The sequence below is a fragment of the Hyphomonas sp. genome, assembly GCF_037969335.1.
GTDB lineage: Bacteria > Pseudomonadota > Alphaproteobacteria > Caulobacterales > Hyphomonadaceae > Hyphomonas.
The window spans coordinates 1-20,120 of record NZ_JBBKXE010000015.1 but is presented as its reverse complement, the minus strand read 5'-3'; the positions used below and the strand labels follow the sequence as shown (position 1 = coordinate 20,120).

22 protein-coding genes are annotated in these 20,120 nt (G+C 62.9%); 12 read left to right on the top strand and 10 right to left on the bottom strand.

What is annotated here, in order from left to right; translation table 11 throughout:
• Window positions 1–69: 69 nt before the first annotated feature.
• The gene (locus AADA04_RS01040; protein WP_340691372.1) at window positions 70–888 is read right to left on the bottom strand and encodes a hypothetical protein; all 819 of its coding nucleotides are present in this window, start codon (window positions 886–888) and stop codon (window positions 70–72) included.
• 262 nt (window positions 889–1,150) lie between these two features.
• Between AADA04_RS01040 and ttcA the strand changes: the two genes are divergently transcribed.
• Both ttcA and AADA04_RS01030 read left to right on the top strand, forming a co-directional pair.
• The gene (gene ttcA, locus AADA04_RS01035) at window positions 1,151–2,038 is read left to right on the top strand and encodes a tRNA 2-thiocytidine(32) synthetase TtcA (protein ID WP_340691371.1); all 888 of its coding nucleotides are present in this window, start codon (window positions 1,151–1,153) and stop codon (window positions 2,036–2,038) included.
• A gap of 119 nt (window positions 2,039–2,157) precedes the next feature.
• Entirely contained in the window at window positions 2,158–2,877 is a 720-nt protein-coding gene (locus AADA04_RS01030; RefSeq protein ID WP_340691370.1) for a hypothetical protein, read from the top strand.
• Window positions 2,878–2,946: 69 nt separating this feature from the next.
• On the opposite strand, the gene AADA04_RS01025 is transcribed toward AADA04_RS01030, so the two are convergent.
• Together AADA04_RS01025 and AADA04_RS01020 are read right to left on the bottom strand one after the other, a co-directional pair.
• Window positions 2,947–3,447 (bottom strand): DUF2165 domain-containing protein, encoded by a 501-nt coding sequence (locus AADA04_RS01025; RefSeq protein ID WP_340691369.1) that lies wholly within the window; start codon window positions 3,445–3,447, stop codon window positions 2,947–2,949.
• A gap of 169 nt (window positions 3,448–3,616) precedes the next feature.
• Window positions 3,617–4,918 carry an acyl-CoA dehydrogenase family protein gene (locus AADA04_RS01020; protein ID WP_340691368.1) on the bottom strand — a complete coding sequence of 434 codons (1,302 nt, stop codon included), beginning with the start codon at window positions 4,916–4,918 and terminating at the stop codon, window positions 3,617–3,619.
• 138 nt (window positions 4,919–5,056) lie between these two features.
• Here AADA04_RS01020 and AADA04_RS01015 point away from each other — a divergent pair, with 138 nt between their 5' ends.
• The gene (locus AADA04_RS01015) at window positions 5,057–5,803 is read left to right on the top strand and encodes a TSUP family transporter (protein ID WP_340691367.1); all 747 of its coding nucleotides are present in this window, start codon (window positions 5,057–5,059) and stop codon (window positions 5,801–5,803) included.
• 166 nt (window positions 5,804–5,969) lie between these two features.
• Window positions 5,970–6,863, top strand: coding sequence for a LysR family transcriptional regulator (locus tag AADA04_RS01010; RefSeq protein WP_340691366.1), 894 nt, complete (start codon window positions 5,970–5,972; stop codon window positions 6,861–6,863).
• 6 nt (window positions 6,864–6,869) lie between these two features.
• Here AADA04_RS01010 and AADA04_RS01005 read toward each other — a convergent pair whose 3' ends face one another.
• The 3 genes from AADA04_RS01005 to AADA04_RS00995 all read right to left on the bottom strand — a co-directional run bounded on the left by AADA04_RS01005 (window position 6,870) and on the right by AADA04_RS00995 (window position 9,848).
• The gene (locus AADA04_RS01005; RefSeq protein WP_340691365.1) at window positions 6,870–7,538 is read right to left on the bottom strand and encodes a crotonase/enoyl-CoA hydratase family protein; all 669 of its coding nucleotides are present in this window, start codon (window positions 7,536–7,538) and stop codon (window positions 6,870–6,872) included.
• A gap of 75 nt (window positions 7,539–7,613) precedes the next feature.
• Entirely contained in the window at window positions 7,614–9,338 is a 1,725-nt protein-coding gene (locus AADA04_RS01000; protein ID WP_340691364.1) for a cation:proton antiporter, read from the bottom strand.
• 48 nt (window positions 9,339–9,386) lie between these two features.
• Complete coding sequence (locus AADA04_RS00995; RefSeq protein WP_340691363.1) at window positions 9,387–9,848, bottom strand: nucleoside deaminase; 462 nt, start codon at window positions 9,846–9,848, stop codon at window positions 9,387–9,389.
• A 52-nt stretch (window positions 9,849–9,900) separates the two neighbouring features.
• Here AADA04_RS00995 and rsmD point away from each other — a divergent pair, with 52 nt between their 5' ends.
• Window positions 9,901–10,461, top strand: coding sequence for a 16S rRNA (guanine(966)-N(2))-methyltransferase RsmD (gene rsmD / locus AADA04_RS00990; RefSeq protein ID WP_340691362.1), 561 nt, complete (start codon window positions 9,901–9,903; stop codon window positions 10,459–10,461).
• On the opposite strand, the gene AADA04_RS00985 is transcribed toward rsmD, so the two are convergent.
• Window positions 10,458–11,462: a patatin-like phospholipase family protein gene (locus tag AADA04_RS00985; protein ID WP_340691361.1), complete on the bottom strand. Its 1,005-nt coding sequence runs from the start codon at window positions 11,460–11,462 to the stop codon at window positions 10,458–10,460. The two genes, rsmD and AADA04_RS00985, sit on opposite strands and share 4 nt — an antisense overlap.
• A 193-nt stretch (window positions 11,463–11,655) precedes the next feature.
• Between AADA04_RS00985 and AADA04_RS00980 the strand changes: the two genes are divergently transcribed.
• From AADA04_RS00980 to AADA04_RS00970, 3 genes are read left to right on the top strand one after another with little or no spacing between them, the layout of a single operon-like run.
• On the top strand, window positions 11,656–12,687 hold the full coding sequence (locus AADA04_RS00980; RefSeq protein ID WP_340691360.1) for a glycosyltransferase family 2 protein: 1,032 nt from the start codon (window positions 11,656–11,658) through the stop codon (window positions 12,685–12,687).
• Window positions 12,684–13,142 carry an NUDIX hydrolase gene (locus AADA04_RS00975; RefSeq protein WP_340691359.1) on the top strand — a complete coding sequence of 153 codons (459 nt, stop codon included), beginning with the start codon at window positions 12,684–12,686 and terminating at the stop codon, window positions 13,140–13,142. Before AADA04_RS00980 ends, AADA04_RS00975 begins: the two co-directional genes overlap by 4 nt.
• Before the next feature lie 55 nt (window positions 13,143–13,197).
• Window positions 13,198–13,983, top strand: coding sequence for an SDR family oxidoreductase (locus AADA04_RS00970; RefSeq protein ID WP_340691358.1), 786 nt, complete (start codon window positions 13,198–13,200; stop codon window positions 13,981–13,983).
• A gap of 77 nt (window positions 13,984–14,060) precedes the next feature.
• On the opposite strand, the gene AADA04_RS00965 is transcribed toward AADA04_RS00970, so the two are convergent.
• Window positions 14,061–14,402 (bottom strand): hypothetical protein, encoded by a 342-nt coding sequence (locus AADA04_RS00965; protein ID WP_340691357.1) that lies wholly within the window; start codon window positions 14,400–14,402, stop codon window positions 14,061–14,063.
• Between the two features lie 169 nt (window positions 14,403–14,571).
• Window positions 14,572–14,877, bottom strand: coding sequence for a hypothetical protein (locus tag AADA04_RS00960; protein WP_340691356.1), 306 nt, complete (start codon window positions 14,875–14,877; stop codon window positions 14,572–14,574).
• A gap of 207 nt (window positions 14,878–15,084) precedes the next feature.
• Here AADA04_RS00960 and AADA04_RS00955 point away from each other — a divergent pair, with 207 nt between their 5' ends.
• Both AADA04_RS00955 and AADA04_RS00950 read left to right on the top strand, forming a co-directional pair.
• Window positions 15,085–16,068, top strand: a complete 984-nt coding sequence (locus AADA04_RS00955; RefSeq protein ID WP_340691355.1) for a nitronate monooxygenase — start codon at window positions 15,085–15,087, stop codon at window positions 16,066–16,068.
• A gap of 146 nt (window positions 16,069–16,214) precedes the next feature.
• A complete protein-coding gene (locus AADA04_RS00950; protein ID WP_340691354.1) occupies window positions 16,215–16,700 on the top strand; it encodes a pyridoxamine 5'-phosphate oxidase family protein in 486 nt (161 codons plus the stop codon).
• Window positions 16,701–16,718: 18 nt separating this feature from the next.
• Here AADA04_RS00950 and AADA04_RS00945 read toward each other — a convergent pair whose 3' ends face one another.
• Window positions 16,719–17,705 (bottom strand): D-2-hydroxyacid dehydrogenase, encoded by a 987-nt coding sequence (locus AADA04_RS00945; protein WP_340691353.1) that lies wholly within the window; start codon window positions 17,703–17,705, stop codon window positions 16,719–16,721.
• Between AADA04_RS00945 and AADA04_RS00940 the strand changes: the two genes are divergently transcribed.
• Together AADA04_RS00940 and AADA04_RS00935 are read left to right on the top strand one after the other, a co-directional pair.
• Window positions 17,685–18,110: a TIGR02301 family protein gene (locus AADA04_RS00940; RefSeq protein ID WP_340691352.1), complete on the top strand. Its 426-nt coding sequence runs from the start codon at window positions 17,685–17,687 to the stop codon at window positions 18,108–18,110. The two genes, AADA04_RS00945 and AADA04_RS00940, sit on opposite strands and share 21 nt — an antisense overlap.
• Window positions 18,110–20,026, top strand: a complete 1,917-nt coding sequence (locus AADA04_RS00935) for a gamma-glutamyltransferase family protein (protein ID WP_340691351.1) — start codon at window positions 18,110–18,112, stop codon at window positions 20,024–20,026. Before AADA04_RS00940 ends, AADA04_RS00935 begins: the two co-directional genes overlap by 1 nt.
• Window positions 20,027–20,120: the final 94 nt, after the last annotated feature.

Genomic DNA, 20,120 nt, shown 5'->3' with positions numbered 1-20,120 from the left:
GCTTGGGGGTGGCATGGTCAACCGGCGGGCAGCGGAGTCCAACGACAAACCACGTCCAAAACGGCTAGCCTACCTGTCAGGCAGTTTGGGCTGAATCAGGTAGGAATTGACCGTTCCGTAGCAGGACATGCCGCGGTCAGGCCCGGCGCATACCATCCAGCCTCCGCCATTCCTGAAAACGATTGCCGTGCTGCTCACGTCCCCCGGCTTCGTGAGGGCATTTCCCTGGCAGTCAGGCAGTCCATTTGTCGAGACAATGGTCTTTACAAGCGTATGCTGGCCTTTCTCGTCTGTCTCCAGTCGCCAGGTCTGTTTAAGCAGTTCTTCGCCGGACGATGTCGTCATCGTGCCGTCTTTGAAGAACCGGTACCTGTCGCGGCAGAAATCTTCGGGCGCATCGGCGATCCGGAGCATCCAGTTTTCCGCTGTCAGGTACGCACCCATATCATCAGTCTCGTTTGTGCGGCGGGCGTACCAGCCAATTGTGGAACTGGACGCGTCGCCGCGAACTTCTCCGGTGAACCGGCCATTTTCAAACACGGCCTCATGATACAGCCAGTCGCCGGCATAAACGCGAGACCACCAGCCGGCACCGGCCTGAGGGGTCTTGAAGGTGAGAATGGTCTTGCCGTCTTCCTCACGCACCCGGCCATCCACAAACGCGCCGTCGCCATCACCGCCCCAAATATGACCTTCGACAAGGCCGTCATGCATCGCGGTGATGAAAAGCCTGTTGTGCCTTTCCGGAAAGTGCGCGTAGGCGCTGAGGACACGCATGTCCCATTCACCGATTAGCGTTTCGCTCTCCGTTGTGGGAACGTCGGCGCGCCAGTCGACAATCGCTTCCGGTTTCTCCGTCTCTGCATTCCGGGCGGCGATCTCCGCCATGCGCGACAGCTCCTCCCGCGTTGGAATTGCCAGCCCCTCTGCCGCTGATCTGGAATCGGGCGTGGAGGAAGGTGCAGGGGTCGCACAGGCGACGAGGACCGCCGCTACGCCTGCTAGCAAAACATGGGACGGACAGGTCATGGCGTGCGCCTTTCTGAGAGACGTTTGACGCGCGCAGCATTGTCGCCGAATTCAGGTCTTGGCAAGCACCCTCGTATCAACCGCTTGCGCCCTATGACGGCCCCGTGGCAAAGCAGCGAATATGGCCGATACAGTGTCTCCCCTCGCACCCCCATTATTTGCCGATGCGCCATCCAGTGTCAGCTTCAAGAAGCTGCGCAAGCGGCTGGTGCGCGGTGCCCTCAAAGCGGTGGATGATTTCCAGATGGTCGACCGGCGGGCCGTGGACGCAGGCGACAAGCCGCGTCCGAAATGGCTGGTCTGCCTGTCGGGCGGCAAGGATTCCTATGGCCTTCTGGCCGTGCTGATGGACCTGCAATGGCAAGGCGCGCTGCCGGTGGACCTGATTGCGTGCAACCTCGACCAGGGCCAGCCGGGCTTTCCGAAACATGTCTTGCCGGACTGGCTGGACACGACCGGCGTCACATACCGGATCGAGACGGAAGACACCTATTCCATCGTGACGGAAAAGGTCGAGGCGGGACGAACCTATTGCTCCCTGTGCTCGCGCCTGCGCCGGGGTATTCTCTATCGCATCGCACGCGAGGAAGGCTGCGAGGCGATCGTGCTGGGCCACCATCGCGACGATGCGCTGGAGACGTTCATGATGAATTTCGTGCATGGCGGACGCATGGCCGCGATGCCGCCGAAACTGCTGAACGATGAGGGCGACTGTTTCGTGCTGCGGCCGCTGATCACGGCGGCGGAAGACGACCTCGCCAAATTTGCCGAAGCGATGAAATTCCCGATCATCCCCTGCAACCTGTGTAGCACGCAGGACGGGCTACAGCGGGTGGCGATGAAACAGATGCTGGATGAATGGGAACGCAAGAAGCCCGGCGTACGCCAGGTCATGGCCCATGCGCTCGCCACCGTGCGACCGAGCCATTTGCACGATCCGCGCGTGTTCGACTTTGCCGGACTGGAGATCGGCGGCACGGGCGAGGACGACCCGAACGTGCCGTTCTAGGCGCGATGGCCCCTCGCAAGGCCAAACAATTTCGCGGGCGCCAGCGGGAACGGATTGCCAAAAACCAAAAAAGAGAATTTATTTTCCTTTCTCTGTCGCGTTGTGAAAGGGACTGCGCCATGATCCTGCACCGTCTGGCCGAGCACCTGAAGGCACAGAACTGGACGGTCGTTGCGATTGAATTCCTGATCGTGGTGGCGGGCGTCTATATTGGCGTCTTCCTTGGCGCGGCGCGCGACCAGTACACCCTGAAGGGCGCAGCCCGCGTTTCCATGAACAACCTGCTCGACGACCTGATCGCAGACCGGGCCGAGACCGCCTTTGTGGTCGAACGCCAGAACGCAAGGATCGCCGCCGCCGAAGCCCTTGACGCGGAACTTGAAAAGGCGGCGCCGGATTTCCAGAAGGCCCACGACGATCTCCTAACCGTCGTCTACAATAACCGGACACTGTTTCCGCGTACGACCTATTATGATGCGCTTCTGCGCGAAGGCGAACTGGATACCGTCCCCGCTGATATCAGGCGCCAGATCAGCCATCTTTACGGCTACCGCCTGCCCGCCATCGTCCATTCCGGGGCCATGGCGGACCAAAATGACAACCTGGTCTATACTGTCTGCATCGGACGATACTGGGACCTGTCGCATGCGCGTCCGGCAAGCGAAGACCCCGCCGACATGACGCATTTCCGCAACTGCGTGCGCAGCCTGCACGGCTTTTCGCAATATTATGCCGACAGGGCCGGCGCGCAGATGCTGCCGGAAATGGACCGGCTCATCGCGAACCTTGGCGACGAACTGGGCCGGGACGCTGATGTGCCAGCGCCACAGGCGCCCTAGCGCAGGTTGGCTTCTCGCCCCAAGCGCACCAAGGCTCGCCAGACGCGCGACCCGAACCCGCCGCTCCGGCTAGGTCTCGGACGGCGTATCCGGAGCGTTCACGAACAGGAGGACGAGACCGCTGGTAATCGCATACTGGAACGCACCGGTCATCGCGGCCGTACCAAGGTCTGTTTGCCACATCTGGAAATAGGCCCCGCCCACAGCGAGGAACATGCCGAACCAGACAACCAGCGCCATGGCACAGCCGAGGATGGCGTATTTCTTGGCCATATTGAACATGCCGGACGGCCCATTGCGTGCACGCACCATGTCGTAGGCCCCCTTGAAGGACAGCGCTGCAACCAGGAGTTCACCGATGATGATCACACAGAGCGTTGCCACGATCAGTGGCGGCCATGTGATTGGTGGCCCGAACGCATTCGGATAAGCGGCATGGCCCTCCATGGGCAGGACGCCGGAGACGAAGCTCATCGCCTGTTTGAAATTCACGATATTGTTCAGCCCGTAGAACAGGCCCTGCAGGCCGACAAAGATCACGAGCGCAATTTTCGACATGCGGATCAACATTGTTGCCCCCTTCCCGATTTGCGGTGGAACCTCCACCCATTTGGCGCGCGAGGCAAATGCCGGGGCGCTGCCAGTACGCTAGCGCATGATATTGCCCCGACGCGATAAAAAAAGGGCGCGCAACGTCTCCGTCGCGCGCCCTGACTTTGATTGCAATGCCTTGCCGGGCCTATTTGCGCCAGACAGCGGCGAGGGCCGGATCTTCTTCCTCGCCGGTGTATTTGGCGAGTTCGGCACGACCGATGACCATGTGGTGCACTTCGTCCGGCCCGTCAGCAAGGCGCAGCGTGCGCTGACCGGTGTACATCTGGGCCAGCGGCGTCCATTGCGACACGCCAGCAGCGCCGTGCATCTGGATCGCCTGGTCGATGATCAGGCAGACACGTTCAGGCACCATGGCCTTGGCCATCGAGATCCAGATACGGGCTTCCTTGTTGCCGAGGACGTCCATGGCCTTGGCGGCCTTGAGCACGATCATGCGCATGGCTTCAATCTCGATGCGGGCACGCGAGATGATCTCGGTGTTGCCGCCGAGCTTGACCAGCGGCCGACCGAAGGCTTCGCGGGTCATGCCGCGGACACACATCAGGTCAAGCGCGCGTTCGGCCTGGCCGATCGAACGCATGCAGTGGTGGATGCGGCCAGGGCCGAGGCGGAGTTGCGAAATCTCGAATCCGCGGCCCTCGCCGAGCAGCATGTTTTCCTTTGGTACACGGACGTTCTCGAAGCGAAGGTGCATGTGGCCATGCGGTGCATCGGGATCGCCGAACACATGCATCGGGCCGACAATCGTGACGCCGGGATGGGGCAGCGGCACCAGGATCTGGCTCTGCTGCTTGTTCGGGTCAGCATTCGGGCTGGTCTTGCACATGGTGATCATGATCTTGCAGCGCGGATCGCCGGCACCGGAGATGTAGAATTTCTCACCATTGAGAACCCACTCGTCGCCCTCGAGGACAGCCGTCATCGACACGTTCTTGGCGTCGGACGACGCATAGCCGGGCTCGGTCATGGCGAAGGCCGAACGGATCTTGCCCTCAAGCAGGGGCTTCAGCCACATTTCCTTCTGCGCCGGCGTGCCGACCCGTTCCAGGACTTCCATGTTGCCGGTATCAGGCGCCGAACAGTTCATGGTTTCGGAGGCCATCGGGTTCTTGCCGAGTTCGGCAGCGATATAGGCATAGTCGAGATTCTTGAGGCCGGCTCCGGTTTCATCGTCGGGCAGGAAGAAGTTCCAAAGGCCCTGCTTCTTGGCTTCGTCCTTGGCTTTTTCGAGGCATTCCAGCTGGCCGGGCGCATAGGACCAGATGTCCTTCTTGCCCTCGCCGAGGCGGTGGAATTCCTCGCTCATCGGATTGACGGTTTCCTTGATGAACTTGCGGACATGGTCGTAAAGCGGGCGAGCGCCTTCCGACATGCGCAGGTCGTTCAGGTCGGCGCTGGCATCAGCGGCGTGTTGGGTGTCAGGCATGGTGTTTCTCTCTTCCTATCTTTCAGTTTCTGAGTTCTTTGAGGATGATCCTATCATCAGGGAGCTTGGGTCGTCGACTGTCTTGGCGGCAAGGCCGGCGTCTGGTTCCGCCCGGCGAACTGCGCTAGGCCGCCGCACATGACCCTGACGAGCGCCCTGATCATTCTTGCAACCGTTCTCGTCACGACATTCATTTCCGGCATTTTCGGCATGGCCGGCGGCATCATCTTCATGGGCGTGCTGGCGGCGCTGGTGCCGGTGGCCACCGCCATGATCATCCACGGATCGATCCAGATGATCTCGAACGGCTATCGCGCCTATCTCTGGCGCAAGCATATCCAGTGGCCGATCTTCCGGCGCTATGCGCTGGGCTCGCTGGCTGCGGTCGGCCTGCTGTTCGCACTCAGCTGGCGTCCGGACCGCCAGACGGTGTTCCTGATGCTCGGCCTGACGACGCTGCTGGTCTGGCTGCCCAAATCGGTCGTCGATCTCGATATCCAGAAGCGGTTCCAGGCCGAAGGTGCCGGATTCGTGGTGCAGGCGCTGAATACGGTGGCCGGCGTGGCCGGGCCGCTGCTGGACCTGTTCTTCGTGCGCACCGACATGACGCGCCAGGCCATCGTCGCCACCAAGGCGGTGACGCAGGTGCTGGCGCATTTCGTGAAGATCATCTTCTGGAGCGTGCCGGTGCTGGCGGCGGCCGGCCTGACGGCCCTGCCCCCGGCCTGGCTGATCCTCGCGGCCGTGCCCCTGTCCATGCTCGGCACGACTTTGGGCGGCAAGGTGCTGGAGCGGATGACCGACGTGAACTTCAAGCGCGGGATGAAATACCTCGTCACCGCGATCGGCGCGGTCATGCTGATGAAAGCCGCAGGCTGGCTGTAGCGCGGCCACGCGCGCTTCGGATGTCATCTTCAGCATCGTCTCAGAGGGCATTCGGGCTCCTGGCCACGGTGTGTGTACCCATTCCGAATGGGACAATATCGACTATTCGGCAACTTTATTATATGAAACATAATCATCACTACTGGTGATAGTTATGAGAGCTGCCATGAACCTGCGCACGATTGACCTCAATCTCCTGCCCGTCCTGGAGGCAATCTATGCCGAGCGCAGCCTGACCCGCGCCAGTGAGTCCCTGCACATCACCCAGCCGGCGGTCAGCAATGCCCTCGCGCGGTTGCGTGTGCATTTCGAGGACCCGCTGTTCGTGCGCGAGGGGCGCGGTGTGAAACCCACGGCCATGGCCGATGCGCTGATGCCGGCCGTGCGCGACGCGCTGGACCGTTTGCGCGCCGGACTGGAACAACGCTCGACATTCGAACCGTCCCGGTCGACGCGCGTCTTCAACATCTCTGCACGCGATGCCGGCGCCTTCATCCTCGCGCCGGAAATGGCCAGGCGGCTCGAGGCCGAAGCACCGGGCATCAGGATCGCCTGGAGCCAGGTGCAACGGGGCCACATTTCAACCGAGCTCGCATCCGGCAGGCTGGATCTTGCCATCGACGTCGCCGACCTGCGCGGGCGGGATCTGGAAAGCGTCGAATTGCTCGCCACGCCCTATGCGTGCGTCATGTCCCGCGACCATCCGAGCGCAGAAAAGGTCCTGACAATGGAAGACTTCGTGGCGCTGCGTCACGTTGTGGTCTCCAGCCGGCGGGAAGGCCGGTCCTATGTCGAGGAAATTGCGCGCGCAGCCGGTCACCGGATCACGCCCGTCATGCGCCTGCCCCACCATATGCCCGCGCTGGAGATCGTGCGACGGACGCACCTGGTCGCCACCGTGCCCCTGCCTTTGGCCGAAAGATCAGACCTTGCGGTCTTGCCGCTGCCGCCTGTCTTTCCGCACCTGCGCAGTGTTCTCTACTGGCGCCGCGAAAATGCCGAAGACCCCGCCCTCGCCTGGCTGCGGGACCTTGTGCAGCAGCTGGCCGAAGCAGGCTGAGGCGGTCTAGATCACCACGGAGGGCGCGATGGCGTCCACAGTCGGCTGGCGTAGGATGCGCTTGTTGCCGGCGACGGCCTTGGCCGGCAGGGCCTTGAGGCGTTCGGCCTCGGCCATGGCTTCCGCCATGACCTGGTCGGGCGCGACCGCCTTGTCGAGATAGCCAACCGTCACGGCCTCTTCCGGGCTGAACAGCGTGCCCATGACCACGGACTCGGTCATGTAGAGCGGGTTGAGGCGGGCCTTGCAGAGCTCCAGCGCGAACACTGGCAGGACCATGCCGATCTGTGTCTCGTTGGCGCCGATCTTGTAGGGGCCTGTCGCGCCATAGCGCTTGTCACAGCTGAGCAGGATGAAGCAGCCCATGGCGATGCCGTGCCCGGTGCACGCGGCGATGACAGGCATGGGGAAGGTAAACAGGCGCAAGGCCAGCGCGCCGCCGCCCTTGACCAGTTTGGTCACGTCTTCCGGCGAAGAATTGCCCATCAGCTTCAGGTCGAACCCGGCAGAGAAGCGTTCCGACCGGCCGGTGATGATGACGGCCTTGGCCGTCTTCTCGGCCTGGTCGAGCGCCGCATTCAGCGAAGCCAGCATGGTCGGGTTGATGGCATTGGCCTTGCCATCATCCATGGTGATGACGGCGATTTCGTTCTCGATCTTGATTGTGGCGCTCATGGCGGTCTCCTCGTTTGAGACAGGTTAGACGCCCGCTGCCCTTGCGGGAAGCAAGCCTGACGCGAGGGCGCGCCGTCAGGACCGGCGGTATTCCTCGGTACGCTCGACCGCAAGGCGGCTGCGAACCGTCTCCTCGTCATAGCCGAACTCGGCCAAGGCCCGCCCGGCCATCTGAAGCCCGGATTCAATCGCATCCGGGATGACCTGGCTCGCGCCTGCGCGGCGCAGTCGCGCGGCATGTTCATGGTCGCGCGCACGCACGACAATTGGCACGTCCGGGTGCAACTTGTGGAAGGATGTCACCATGGCCTCTGCGGCGGCGACATCGTCCACAGTCACGACAAACAGGCGGGCGCCATCCGCGCCAGCGCTATGCAGGATTTCCGGCCGGGCAGCATCGCCCAGGAAGACTTGCCAGCCGTGTTTCCGCGCCTTGGCCAGACGCAGCGCACTGCGTTCCAGCGCCACGATCTCGGTGTCTTCCTCGGTGAGGATGCGCGCAACCGTCTCTCCCACCCGGCCAAAGCCTGCGATGATGACATGGCCCTTCAGGTCAGAGAAATCGGCGTCAAGCGGCGCAGCGGGTTCGTCGCCTTCAAGCCGTGCAGCAGCAAGGCTGCCAAGCCGACCGAGCACCGGGATCAGGAGCATGGACAGGCCGGCAATCGCGGCGATGTTGCCGGACGTGCCGGCATCCAGCACGCCAGCCGCACCGGCGGCGGCCACCACGACGAACGCAAACTCGCCCGCCGGTGCCAGCAGGCTGGCCGTTTCGAGCGAGACACTCCTGTCCCCGGCAAACAGGCGACTGGCCAGAAAGGCGATCACGAACTTGGCGACAAGCATTGCGGCCAGGCCGCCGAGGATCAGCCCCGGCTGCGTCACCAGCGATGGCAGGTCGAGCGCCATGCCGACGGTCATGAAGAACACGCCCAGCAGGAGGCCCTTGAACGGCTCGAGATCGACTTCCGTCTGGTGCTTGAATTCGGTTTCGCCCAGCAACAGCCCCGCCAGGAATGCCCCCAGCGCCAGCGACAGGCCCGCCGTAGCGGTGATCGTCGCAGCGCCAACAACGGTCAGCAATGTCAGGGCCATCAGGAAATCACGCCCGCCCACGGTCGCGGCAAGGCGAAACACCGGCCGCAGGGCGAACCGCCCGACCAGCATGATGAACGCGATGGCGATCAGCCCGTTGACCGCCGCCTCGATCAGGACAGAGGAGACATTGGTATCCTCCGTCATGCCGAGGAAACCGATAAAGATCAGGATCGGCGCGACGAGTATGTCCTGGAACAGGAGCACGCTGAGCGCCGTGCGGCCCACGGGCCGGGCCGCGCGTTTCTGCTCGATCAGGATCTGCATGACGATGGCTGTCGACGACAGGGCGAGCGCCAGCCCGCAAATGATGGCCGCTTCAGCGGGCAGGCCCGCCCAGTATACGGCCCCGGCGATGGCCGCAGCGCTGAGCATGGACTGGAGGCCGCCTGCCCCGAACACGGCGCGCCGCAGCGACCAGAGCTTCTCGAACGAGAATTCCAGGCCGAGCAGGAACAGGAGGAAAAGGATGCCGAGTTCGGCAAAGGGCGCGGCGGCCTCGGGATCGGAGATCGAAACATATTCCAGCAGCGGCTGGACATGCACCAGCGACCCCAGCGCGTACGGGCCGAGCACGATTCCGGCCAGGATGAAACCGACGACCGATGGCAGCCGGAGATACCGGAATACCGGCACGACAACACCGGCAGCGAACAGGAAGATCAGCGCGTCCTTGACCACGACCTCGTATCCGTGTCCGGCCATCAGGTCGCACCCCCGGCTTGCTGGCGATAAAACAGACAGGTCATGACATTACCCCCGACGCGCCCGGAAGAAATCCTTGAGCAGCGCGCTCGCCGTCTCGCCTGCCGCTTCGTCCTGCGCGACCTCGGGGCGCCAATGGCAGGTCGGCTGTTCGAAATAGCGGGCACCATGGATCACCGCGCCGCCCTTCGGGTCGCAGGCCGCAAAGACGAGCTTGCCGATCCGCGCGAGGCTGATCGCGCCAGCGCACATCGCGCAGGGTTCCAGAGTCACGTAGAGGTGCAGATCGGTGAGGCGGTAATTGCCGCGCTTGGCCGCAGCGGCGCGCAGCGCAACGATTTCGGCATGCGCCGTCGGGTCATGGCCCGCGATGGGCTGGTTCGCCCCCTCGGCAACAATCTCGCCCGTCGCCGGGTCCACGATCACCGCCCCGACCGGCACTTCGCCTGCCTCGGCGGCCATGGCCGCCAGCTCCAGCGCACGTGTCATCGGGGAGACGGTAATTGTCATGAGCCTGAGATCGCCCTACACGCCGGGAAAGTAAAGAGCAGGTGCTTCCCCCGTGCGGATCATTGCAGGTACATTCAAGGGCCGCCCCATTGCGGCGCCGAAGGGCCAGTCGACCCGGCCCACGGGCGGCCGCACGCGCGAAGCCGTGTTCAACCTGATCGCTCATGCCGTCTGGGCCCCGCCGCTTGAAGGTGCCCGCGTGATCGACCTGTTCGCCGGCTCCGGCGCGCTCGGACTCGAGGCCATGTCGCGCGGCGCGGACTTCTGCGTATTCGTGGATTCCGATTCCGCCGCACGCGGCACGATCCGCGACAATTGCGAAACACTGGACCTGTTCGGGTCAACCCGCATCCAGCGCCGCTCGGCCACAGACCTTGGTCCCATTCCGGCAGGCGTCGGCGCGCCCTTCACCATCGCCTTCCTCGATCCGCCTTATCACAAGGGCCTCGTCGAACCCGCGCTCGCCCAGCTCGCCAAAGGCGGCTGGCTGGCCGAAGGTGCCATCGCGATTGTCGAAACGGCTGCCGACGAGACGCTCACCTTCACCGGCTGGGAAGTGCTCGACGAACGCACCTATGGCGCGGCCAAGGTGAGCTTCCTGAAACAGGCCTAGCTGTCGAGGAATTCCGTTCTCAGGTCGAGATTGGAATTCTTCGTGCCGATATTATGGGCGTCATTTCTCAGCCAGTTATCGGCTGCCACCCGCCCCTTGTCGCGCAGGCCGGTGAGGAAGTTCCAGCTCGTGTCCATCTTGGTGCGCAGGTCGAGATCGATCAGGTCCTGCCCGCCGCGTATGGCGTGGATGTTGAGACGGCGGTACTTCTTCATCATCGGCTCTTTCAGCATGCCGCCATCGATCAGGTGCTGCACGAAGGCGACGGCGCGTAGCTCACCGACCAGCGAGGCATTAAAGCTGATCTCGTTGATGCGTTCCTGTATTTCGGCGGCCCGCTTGGGAATTCCCGGCCGGGCGATCGGGTTCAGCATCACCAGCAGCACATCGCGCGGCGCGCCGGAATAGATCAGCGGGAACAGGCTGGGATTGCCCAGATAGCCGCCATCCCAATAGGCGCTGCCGTCAATCTCGACCGCCTGGAATGTCTGCGGCAGGCAGGCCGAGGCCAGAACCGTATCGGCCGTGATCTCGCCCCGCTCGAACACTCTGACGCGCCCCGTTTCCACATTTGTCGCCGACAGGAACAGGAGGATACCGGACTCATGCACGGCATCGAAATCGATCACCGATTCGACCGACCGGCGCAGCGGGTTGAGATTGAACGGATTGAGATCATACGGGCTGGCAAGGCTTTGCAGGGCGCTGGCATAGGCAAAGGCCATGGCGCTGAGCGCGCCATAGGGGGCCAGGTTCGAGCCCGATTGCGAGACGCTGCGCCACATCGCCTCCAGTTTCGCCTTCGCGCCTTCGGGGCCGTGCTCGGCCATGCCATCGGCCCAAGCGACGGCATTCATCGCCCCGGCTGACGTGGCGGACATGGCGGCAATCTCGAGGTTCTCTTCCTCGGCCAGCCGGTCGAGAACGCCCCATGTATAAGCGCCATGGGCCCCGCCACCCTGCAGGGCCAGACTGATTTTGCGCCGCGTTTGCTTTGCCATGCCGAATTCCTTGCTATGAGGTCCAGCTATATCCGAAAGGCCCGTTTTTAAACCCCTGACACGCCGTCCCGCGTGCTATGCGCTGTTCCTGCCATGGGTACAGCCTGTTTGCGCAGGGATGACCTGCTTTTGATCAGCGCCGACTAATGATAGGCCCTGAGAACCTTCAATATCGCCTGGAATCACTGCGCCCATGACGACCGGAACTCGCGACGATCACCCCTCCGTTTCGGTGCTGATGGCCAATTATAACAGCGCGCCCTATCTCGCCGCTGCCATCGCGTCCGTTCTGGGCCAGGATTTCAAGGCGCTCGAGCTGATCCTCGTCGATGACGGGTCGTCAGACGGCAGCGTCGCATTGGCCGAACGCATCGCGGCTGGCGACCCGCGCCTGCGCGTGTTCAGCGGCAAACGGTTCGGCGGCCCGGCCCCGGTCCGGAATTTCGCCCTCGACCAGGCGCGCGGCGACTGGGTTGCGGTGGTCGACAGCGATGACCTGATCCACCCCCAGCGGTTCTCCCGCATGCTGGCGGCGATTGAAGCCTCTGGCGCCGATATCCTGATCGACGATCTCGCCATATTCGGCGGGGACGGGTCATCCGGTATCGACACCATGTTCGAGGGACCGCTCGCAACGACGGCGTCAGCCATCAGTGAGCAGACTTATATCCGGTCCAACTTCCTGTTCGGCAAAGGGACCAAGCTCGGCTATGCCAAGCCGGTCATCCGGCGTGCCGCGCTTGAGGAGAATGGCATTCGCTACAATGAGACCATGCGCATCGGCGAAGACTATGACCTGATCGTCCGCCTGCTGGGCAAGGGCTGCGTGATGGCCACGCTGCCGGAGACGCTCTACTTCTATCGCAAACATTCGGCGTCGATATCCCACCGCCTCGACATGACCGCGCTGACCGCGCTGGAGGCGACCGCCGCAGCTGCCGCTGCCGCGCCGGAACAATCGCCCGCCGTGCAGGCAGCCAATACGGCCCGGCTGAAGTCGATCCGGCGGGCCATCGGGTTCGACCGGCTTGTCAGCGCCATCAAGGGCGCAGACGCGGCAACCATCCTGTCGCTTCTCATGCGCCAGCCATCGGCCTTCACGCTGCTCTACCTGCCCGTTGCCGCGAGGCTGCGATCCCTGTTCCCGAAACAGCGCCCGGCGCAGCCGGAGATCGTGTCCATGATCGCGGATCTCGACCGGTCATCTGTCAGGGCGCCGCAATGACCGCGCCTGCGGATACGATCATTCAGCGGCCTGTACCGGCCGTCGGCACAGCCTGCTTTCGCGGAGACGATGTCCTGCTGATCCGGCGCGGCACCAAACCGCTGGCTGGCGACTGGTCGATTCCCGGCGGACGCCTCGAATTCGGCGAGCGCACTGCCGACGGCGCCTTGCGCGAGCTGCACGAGGAAACCGGGATCACGGCGCGCCTTGTCGGGCTTGTCGACGTGGTCGATGCCATTTTCACCTCCCGCCAGAGCGGTGAGACACACCGGCACTATGTCCTGTTCGACTATGCCGCCATCTGGGAAGCGGGCGATCCCGTCGCGGGCGACGATGCCGACCATGCCGAATGGATTTCACCCGACCGATTGGACGGGCTGGGCTTGTGGAGCGAGACGCTGCGGATCATCGCGGCCGCCCGCACGCTCGTTAAGGCCGACTCAAGAATCGCTTGACCCTCCCCCACGTCATCTATGTGTTGTCGCCAAAATCATATTTGAGGAGACGCCTATGACCTACGCACCGTTCAACCTTTCCGGAAAGGTCTGCCTTGTCACCGGCGGCAACCGGGGGATCGGGCTCGGCATGGCCGAAGCGCTCGCCGCCTCGAACGCCGACGTTGCCATCTGGGGCCGCAATGCCGAGGTCAACAAGGAAGCTGTCGCCAAGCTGGACAAGCTCGGCACCGGCAAAGTCTTCGCCTGGTCGGTTGATGTCGGCGAGGAAGACCAGGTCGTCAAAGGCATGGCCGAGGTTGAAGACCATTTCGGCCGCATCGATACGTGCATCGCCAATGCCGGAGTCGGGCGCGGCGCAGCCAATTTCGAGGAAATGACAATCGAGACCTGGCGTTACAACCAGCGGATCAATTCCGAAGGGGCCTTCTTCACGCTGCGCGAAGCGGGCAAGTCCATGGTCAAGCGCGCCAAGGCTGGCGATCCGGGTGGCTCGCTGGTCGGCACAGCCTCGCTGGCCGGCATCGAAGGCGCTGGCCGCAACGAGGCCTATGCCCACACGAAGGGCGGCCTGATCGCCATGATGAACGCCATTGCCACCGAGTATGGCCGTTACAGGATCCGCGCCAATTCGATCCTGCCGGGCTGGATCGCCACCGACATGACCGACGCGGCGCAGGGCAATGACACGTTCACATCGAAAGTGATCTCGCGCGTACCGATTCGGCGCTGGGGCGAGCCGGAAGACTTTGGCGGCATCGCGGTCTACCTGGCCTCGGATGCCTCATCCTACCATTCCGGCACGACCCTGATCGTCGATGGCGCCTATTCGAAATTCTAGGCCCCTGACGGACAGGCATTAAAAAAGGGCCGCTCCCGGGGGAGCGGCCCTTGTTCTAGGTGGCTATAAGCCAGAGCCTATTCCTGTGGCGCTTCTTCAGTCGCTTCAGCGGTTGCTTCAGCAGCGTCGTGGACAGCTTCTTTAGCATCGTCCATTGCGCCTTCGACGACAGTACCTGCGTCGTCGACAGCAGCAGCAGCAGCGTCAACAGTGTCGCTAGCAGCTTCCGAAGAAGCGTCAGCAGCGGCGTCAAGTGCTTCACCAGCGTTGTCGAGAGCTTCTTCCGAAGCAGCAGCAGCCGCATCAACCGTTTCGCCGGCAGATTCGAGGGCTGCGTCAGCGGCTGGCTGAGCTTCTTCTTTTGGCGAGCAAGCGGCGAGAGCCAGCGCGGCAGCGCCGATGATCAAGATGTTCTTCATTATAATACCCCTGTTGTTGGTCAGATGACCGGGAAGGCCCATAGCACTTCTCGGTCATTACTAAAAGTTCATTTATCAGGCAGCCGTGTTGGTTCCGACCGTTGATTCTCTTACTAATGGAAAAAGCCCTCTCCCGGTAGGGAGAGGGCGCATTCCGGCTGTAGCAGCCTTATTCAGCTTCCGGTGCCGAAGCTTCTGCTTCGACTTCGGTGGCAACGTCTGCTTCTGCTTCTACTTCAGCATCGGCATCGGCTTCGTCTTCGGCGACGACTTCAGCTTCACCATCGCCCTGTGCTTCAGCTTCCACAGCGACTTCTGCTTCGTCAGCAACAACGACTTCAGCAGTTGCATCAACGGTTTCAGCCGCTTCAACAGCTGCTTCTGGCGCTGCTGTCGCTTCTTCTGTTGGTCCCATAGCCATGGCACCACCAGCGAAAAGGGCTGCGATGGCAGCGCTTGCAAAAAGTTTCGTCATAGGAGCTTCCCCTCGTTTGACTTATTAGCACCGAGTGGACAATTCCCTCGGCTTGATTGGCTATTTGACTGCAGATCACGGCGGGAATGGGGCAAACCGTAGGCGATTGTGTCCGAACGGCCATGAGTCTGGCCCCCCTTGCGTTGACGCTAGGGCCGCCAATTAAGCTCCACATACCGAATTTCATTACAGAAAGGACGCCTTCCCATGGCCCTGAAAACCAAGCTTACGGAACTGCTGAATGTTGACCATCCGATCATGCTGGCGGGCATGGGCGGTGTCTCCTACGCCGAGCTCTGCGCCGCCATGTGCAATGCAGGCGGCTATGGCGTGCTCGGCATGGCCGGCACCGGACCGGACTTCATTGCGGGCCAGATGAAGCGCGTGCGCGAGCTGACCGACAAGCCGTTCGGCGTCGACCTGCTCGCTGCCAGCCCTGAAAGCCTCGAAGAATCGGTCGATGTCATCATCAAGGGCGGCGCTGATTCCTTTGTTGCCGGTCTCGGCGTGCCGATGCCGATCATGAAGCGCCTGAAGGATGCCGGTGTGAAAGTCATGGTCGTCGGCGGCGCAGTGAAGCATGCAATCAAGGCCGAGCAGGCCGGGTGTGACGCGGTGATTCTCCAGGGCGGCGAAGGCGGCGGCCATACCGGTCTTGTCGGCACGATGCCGCTTGTCGCGCAGGCTGTTGAAGCCGTGAAAATCCCGGTCATCGCCGCCGGCGGCATCTATGACGGACGCGGTCTCGCAGCGGCCCTCGCGCTCGGCGCTTGCGGTGTCTGGATGGGCACCCGCTTCATCGCCTCCGATGAGGCCCACGCGGCCAACATGTACAAGCAGGCCATTATCGGCGCCGGCGACACCGACACGACCCGCAGCCGTTGCTATTCCGGCAAACCGATGCGCTGCCGCACGAACGACTACATCAACGACTGGGAAAGCCGTCCCGGCGACATCCAGCCTTTCCCGCAACAAGCCATTCATTCGACGCGCACCGGCGTTATAGGCGGTATTGGCGGCATCGTGGACGAGGCAAAGCTCAACCCTGACTCGTCCTGCTTCGCCATGGGCCAGTCGGCGGGAGGCGTACATGAAGTGAAGCCGGTGGCCGGCATCGTCGCCGACATCATGCGTGACGCAGAAGCCGCGATCGACCGTTTGAGCGGACTGAAAGCAAAAGCGACCGCCTGAACCCTGCACACCTGAAGACACAAGCGCCCGTCAATCCTTGAAAGGAATGGCGGGCGATTGCTTGCGGGCAGACCTTTTCGCAAGGACTGCGGAACTTCGCTCCTGATTGCCGGTTGATTTGGCTCACCACGCAACAGGAGAGACACATGCCCAACCAGAAAGAGATCGAAGACAAGCTCTGGTCCGCCATAAAGTCGGATCGCACAATCATGCTGGCACTCGAAGGCCAGAAAGGCGGCGCCAGCCAGCCGATGACCGCCATTCTCGAAGACGACTCGCGCGGTCCGGTATGGATTTTTTCAGCCAGTGATGTCGACCTTGTCCAGGCGCTGGATACAGATGTGGCCCCCGCTGTCGCCCAGTTCGTCTCGAAGGGACACGACCTCTTCGCGTCGCTTCACGGCCAGTTGTGCCTGCACACGGAAGCCAGCATGATTGACCGTCTCTGGAATCCCTTCATCGCAGCATGGTACGATGGCAAGAAGGACCCCAAGCTGCGGCTATTGCGGCTCGACCTTGACCACGCCCATGTCTGGCTCAACGAAAACAGTCTTCTTGCTGGCGTGAAAATGCTGTTCGGAAATGATCCGAAGGCAGATTACAAAGACAAGACAGCCGATATCAGCCTGTAATCCGCGCTGGCTATCCGCCTAATCGAATTCGGCCTTGTCGACGAGGTGCCTGAGCGGCTGGCCGCCCAGGTATCTCGCAAGGTTGTCGAGGAATGTGTCATCGGCACCCGCCACGGTTCCTTCCGTCTCCGAGCTGTCGTGTGGCGTGATCGTGATACGCGGGTGCGACCAGAGCGGATCGTCCGCAGGCAGCGGCTCCACGCAGGTCACGTCCAGCGCAGCATGGCCCGGCCGGCCCTTGTCCAGCGCGGCGAGGAGCGCCTTCTCATCGACCAGCGCGCCACGCCCGAGATTCATGAACAGGGCATCCGGCCTCATCGCGGCAAAAAAGTCCGCATTGGCCATGCCTTCGGTTTCCGGCGTATGCGGCGCACAGAGCAGGACCACATCGGCCTTCGGCAGCTCGGCCATCAGCGCCTCGGTCGGCACGATGCGGTCGGCGCCTTCGGCCAGGCCCTGCGTCCGGCGAATGCCTGTCACCTCGCCACCCAATGCCATCACGCGTCGCCCAGTGGAAGCCCCGATCGACCCAAAGCCGATGATCAGCCATTTCGATCCGCGAATTTCGCGCATGTCCAGCCGCTTCCACGTCCTGGCGTCCTGCTGCGCCCGGTGGGCCGCGCCCAGCTTGAAATAGTCGAGTGCCTGCCACAGCGCCCATTCGCCCATGGCTTCCGATTGCTTGTGGTTCGTCGTGTACCGGTTTGCCGCCTTGCCGATCATCACAAGGCCCGGATTCTCGATTCCCGCGGCTGCTGACTGGAACCAGTCCAGCCGCCCGCCGCCCGCGACAGCCAGGATGAATGTCCGCACATGCGGCCCAAAAAAGGCATCGGCATTGCCAAAGGCAATCTCGGGTTTCGGCTCTGTCACCACCTCACCATTCGATGCCTTGGAGAAGACACCGTTATCGTCCATGACGATGATATTGAGTTTATCTTCAAGGCCCTTGAGCCTCGGGGCGATGCGCGCGAAGGTCTTCGCATGGATAAGACAGTCTTTCATGGCGCCCTGCTTAGCGTGCTCCTGCTCGCAGGTGCAAGCACGGCGTCGGCCCAGTCGGGCATTCCCCTGCGTGGACCTGACTATTTCCGCGATGCGTCCGAGCTTGCGGCCACACTCGGCTCGGCCCACGCCATTCGCGTGCGCTGCAATGGCCGCGAGGACCAGTACTGGCGCCGCTACATGGCCGACATGCTGCGCTACGAGGCGCCTGAACGCGGCAATCTCCGGTCCTCCCTCGTCGAGGGGTTCAATAATGCCTATACCCGCACCAGCGCGCAGTATCTCAGCTGCGACAATCGCGCGATCGAGGCCGAGGCGCGGTTTGCCCGCGACGGGCAGGATATCTCGAACCGCATGGCCACCCATTATTTTCCCAAGGACACCCGCAAGCGAGGACCGAACTGATGATCAAGATCCTGATGGCCGGGGCCGCCGCGCTGCTGGCGACCTCCTGCACCGCGCTCACACCCGCGCCGCTTGATGACGCGCCTGCGGCGGTTGACACCACGACAAAGACCGGACCCGGCGACCGCATGCCATCCGGCCGCGACCTGGGCGTGCGCTCGGCAGTCGTCGCCCCGCACGCGGCTGCAGCCACCGCACATCCGCTCGCCACGCAGACCGCGCTCGACGTGATGAAGGCCGGCGGCAATGCCGTTGACGCAGCCATCGCCGCGAACGCCATGCTCGGCCTTGTCGAACCCACGGCCAACGGCATCGGCGGCGACCTGTTCGCCATCGTCTGGGACCCGCAAACGAAACAGCTTTACGGCTATAATGGCTCCGGCCGCTCGGCCATGGGCGCCACGCTCGCCGACATGCAGGCGGCGGCCGACACATATATGGACGGCAAGGAAATCCCGCCCTTCGGCTCGGCGCCCGTCACCGTGCCCGGTACGGTCGATGCCTGGTATGCCCTGCATGAAAAGTTTGGCAGCCGCCCGATGCTGGCCAATCTCGAACCCGCCATCCGCTATGCTCGCGCCGGCGCGCCCATCCCCGAAGTGATCTCGTATTATTGGAGCTTCGGTCCGAGGCGTTTCGAACCGGCCTTCGAAAGCGGCATGCTGGAAGAATACGACAATGCGAAGAAAACATATTTCTCGCCCATGCCGAGTGAGGGCAGCCTGTTCAAGAACCCTGACCTCGCCAATACGCTGGAACGTATCGGCCAGAACGGCCGCGACGAATATTACAAGGGCCAGACCGCCAGGACGATGGACGCCTATTTCAAGCGCATCGGCGGCGCGCTGCGTTACGAGGATTTCGCCAGCCATACAGGCGAGTTCGTCGAACCGGTCTGCGTGACCTATCGCGGCGATTACAAGGTTTGCGAACTGCCGCCGAACACGCAGGGCATTGCCGCCCTGCAGATGCTGCAGATGCTGGAGAAATTCGACCTGCGCGGCATGGGCTTCGGCTCGCCTGATTCGATCATGGCGCAGGTTGAGGCCAAGCGCCTCGCCTTCGCAGATCGGGCGCGCTATTTCGCCGATCCCAAATTCTCCCGCATCGACGAGCAGGCCTTCATCCAGCCGAACCGCACCGCCCGCCAGGCGGCCAGGATCAATATCAACAAGGCGATGGACAGTGTGCCGGTCGTTCCGTTCGGGGACGTCGAAGCCTCGCTGACGCCGGCCGAAGCCGCCGCAGCCGATGCCAAGCTGAAGCAGGGCGACACGACCTATCTCACCGTCACCGACAGTGACGGCATGATGGTCTCCCTCATCCAGTCGAACTATCGCGGCATGGGCTCTGGCCTCGTCGCCGACGGGCTTGGCTTCATGTTCCAGGATCGGGGCCAGCTGTTCAGCCTCGACCCGGCCCATCCCAACGTCTTCGCCCCCGGCAAGCGCCCGTTCCACACCATCATCCCGGCCTTCGCCTTCAAGAAGGACATGCCGGGCTGCCAGGTCCGCGCCGTGCCGATCGCACAGGCCTGCCCGTTCGAGCCTTGGCTCAGCTTCGGCCTGATGGGTGGCGGCATGCAGCCGCAGGGCCACGTGCAGGTGATCTTGAACCTCGTCGACTTTGACATGGGCCTGCAGGAGGCCGGCGACGCGGCGCGCTGGGAACATACCGGCGGCTGCGAGCCGACCAACACGCTCAACGGCGACCCGTGCGAAGCCGACAAGGGCGTCGTTCATCTCGAAAGCGGCATCCCGCCCGCGACTCGCGCAGAACTCAAGGCCCGCGGCCACATGGTCGAGTGCTGCTCGGCCAATGCCGGCGGCTACCAAGCCATCATGCGCGACTTCAATACCGGCGCCTGGATCGCCGCCACCGAAATGCGCAAGGACGGCGTCGCGGATGGGTACTGATACGAAGACCCCTCTCCCCCGAGGGAGAGGGGTATTTCCTCCCGAAGCGCCCCGCGACTGCCCCCTCTGCCCCCGCCTCGTGACCTATCGCGAG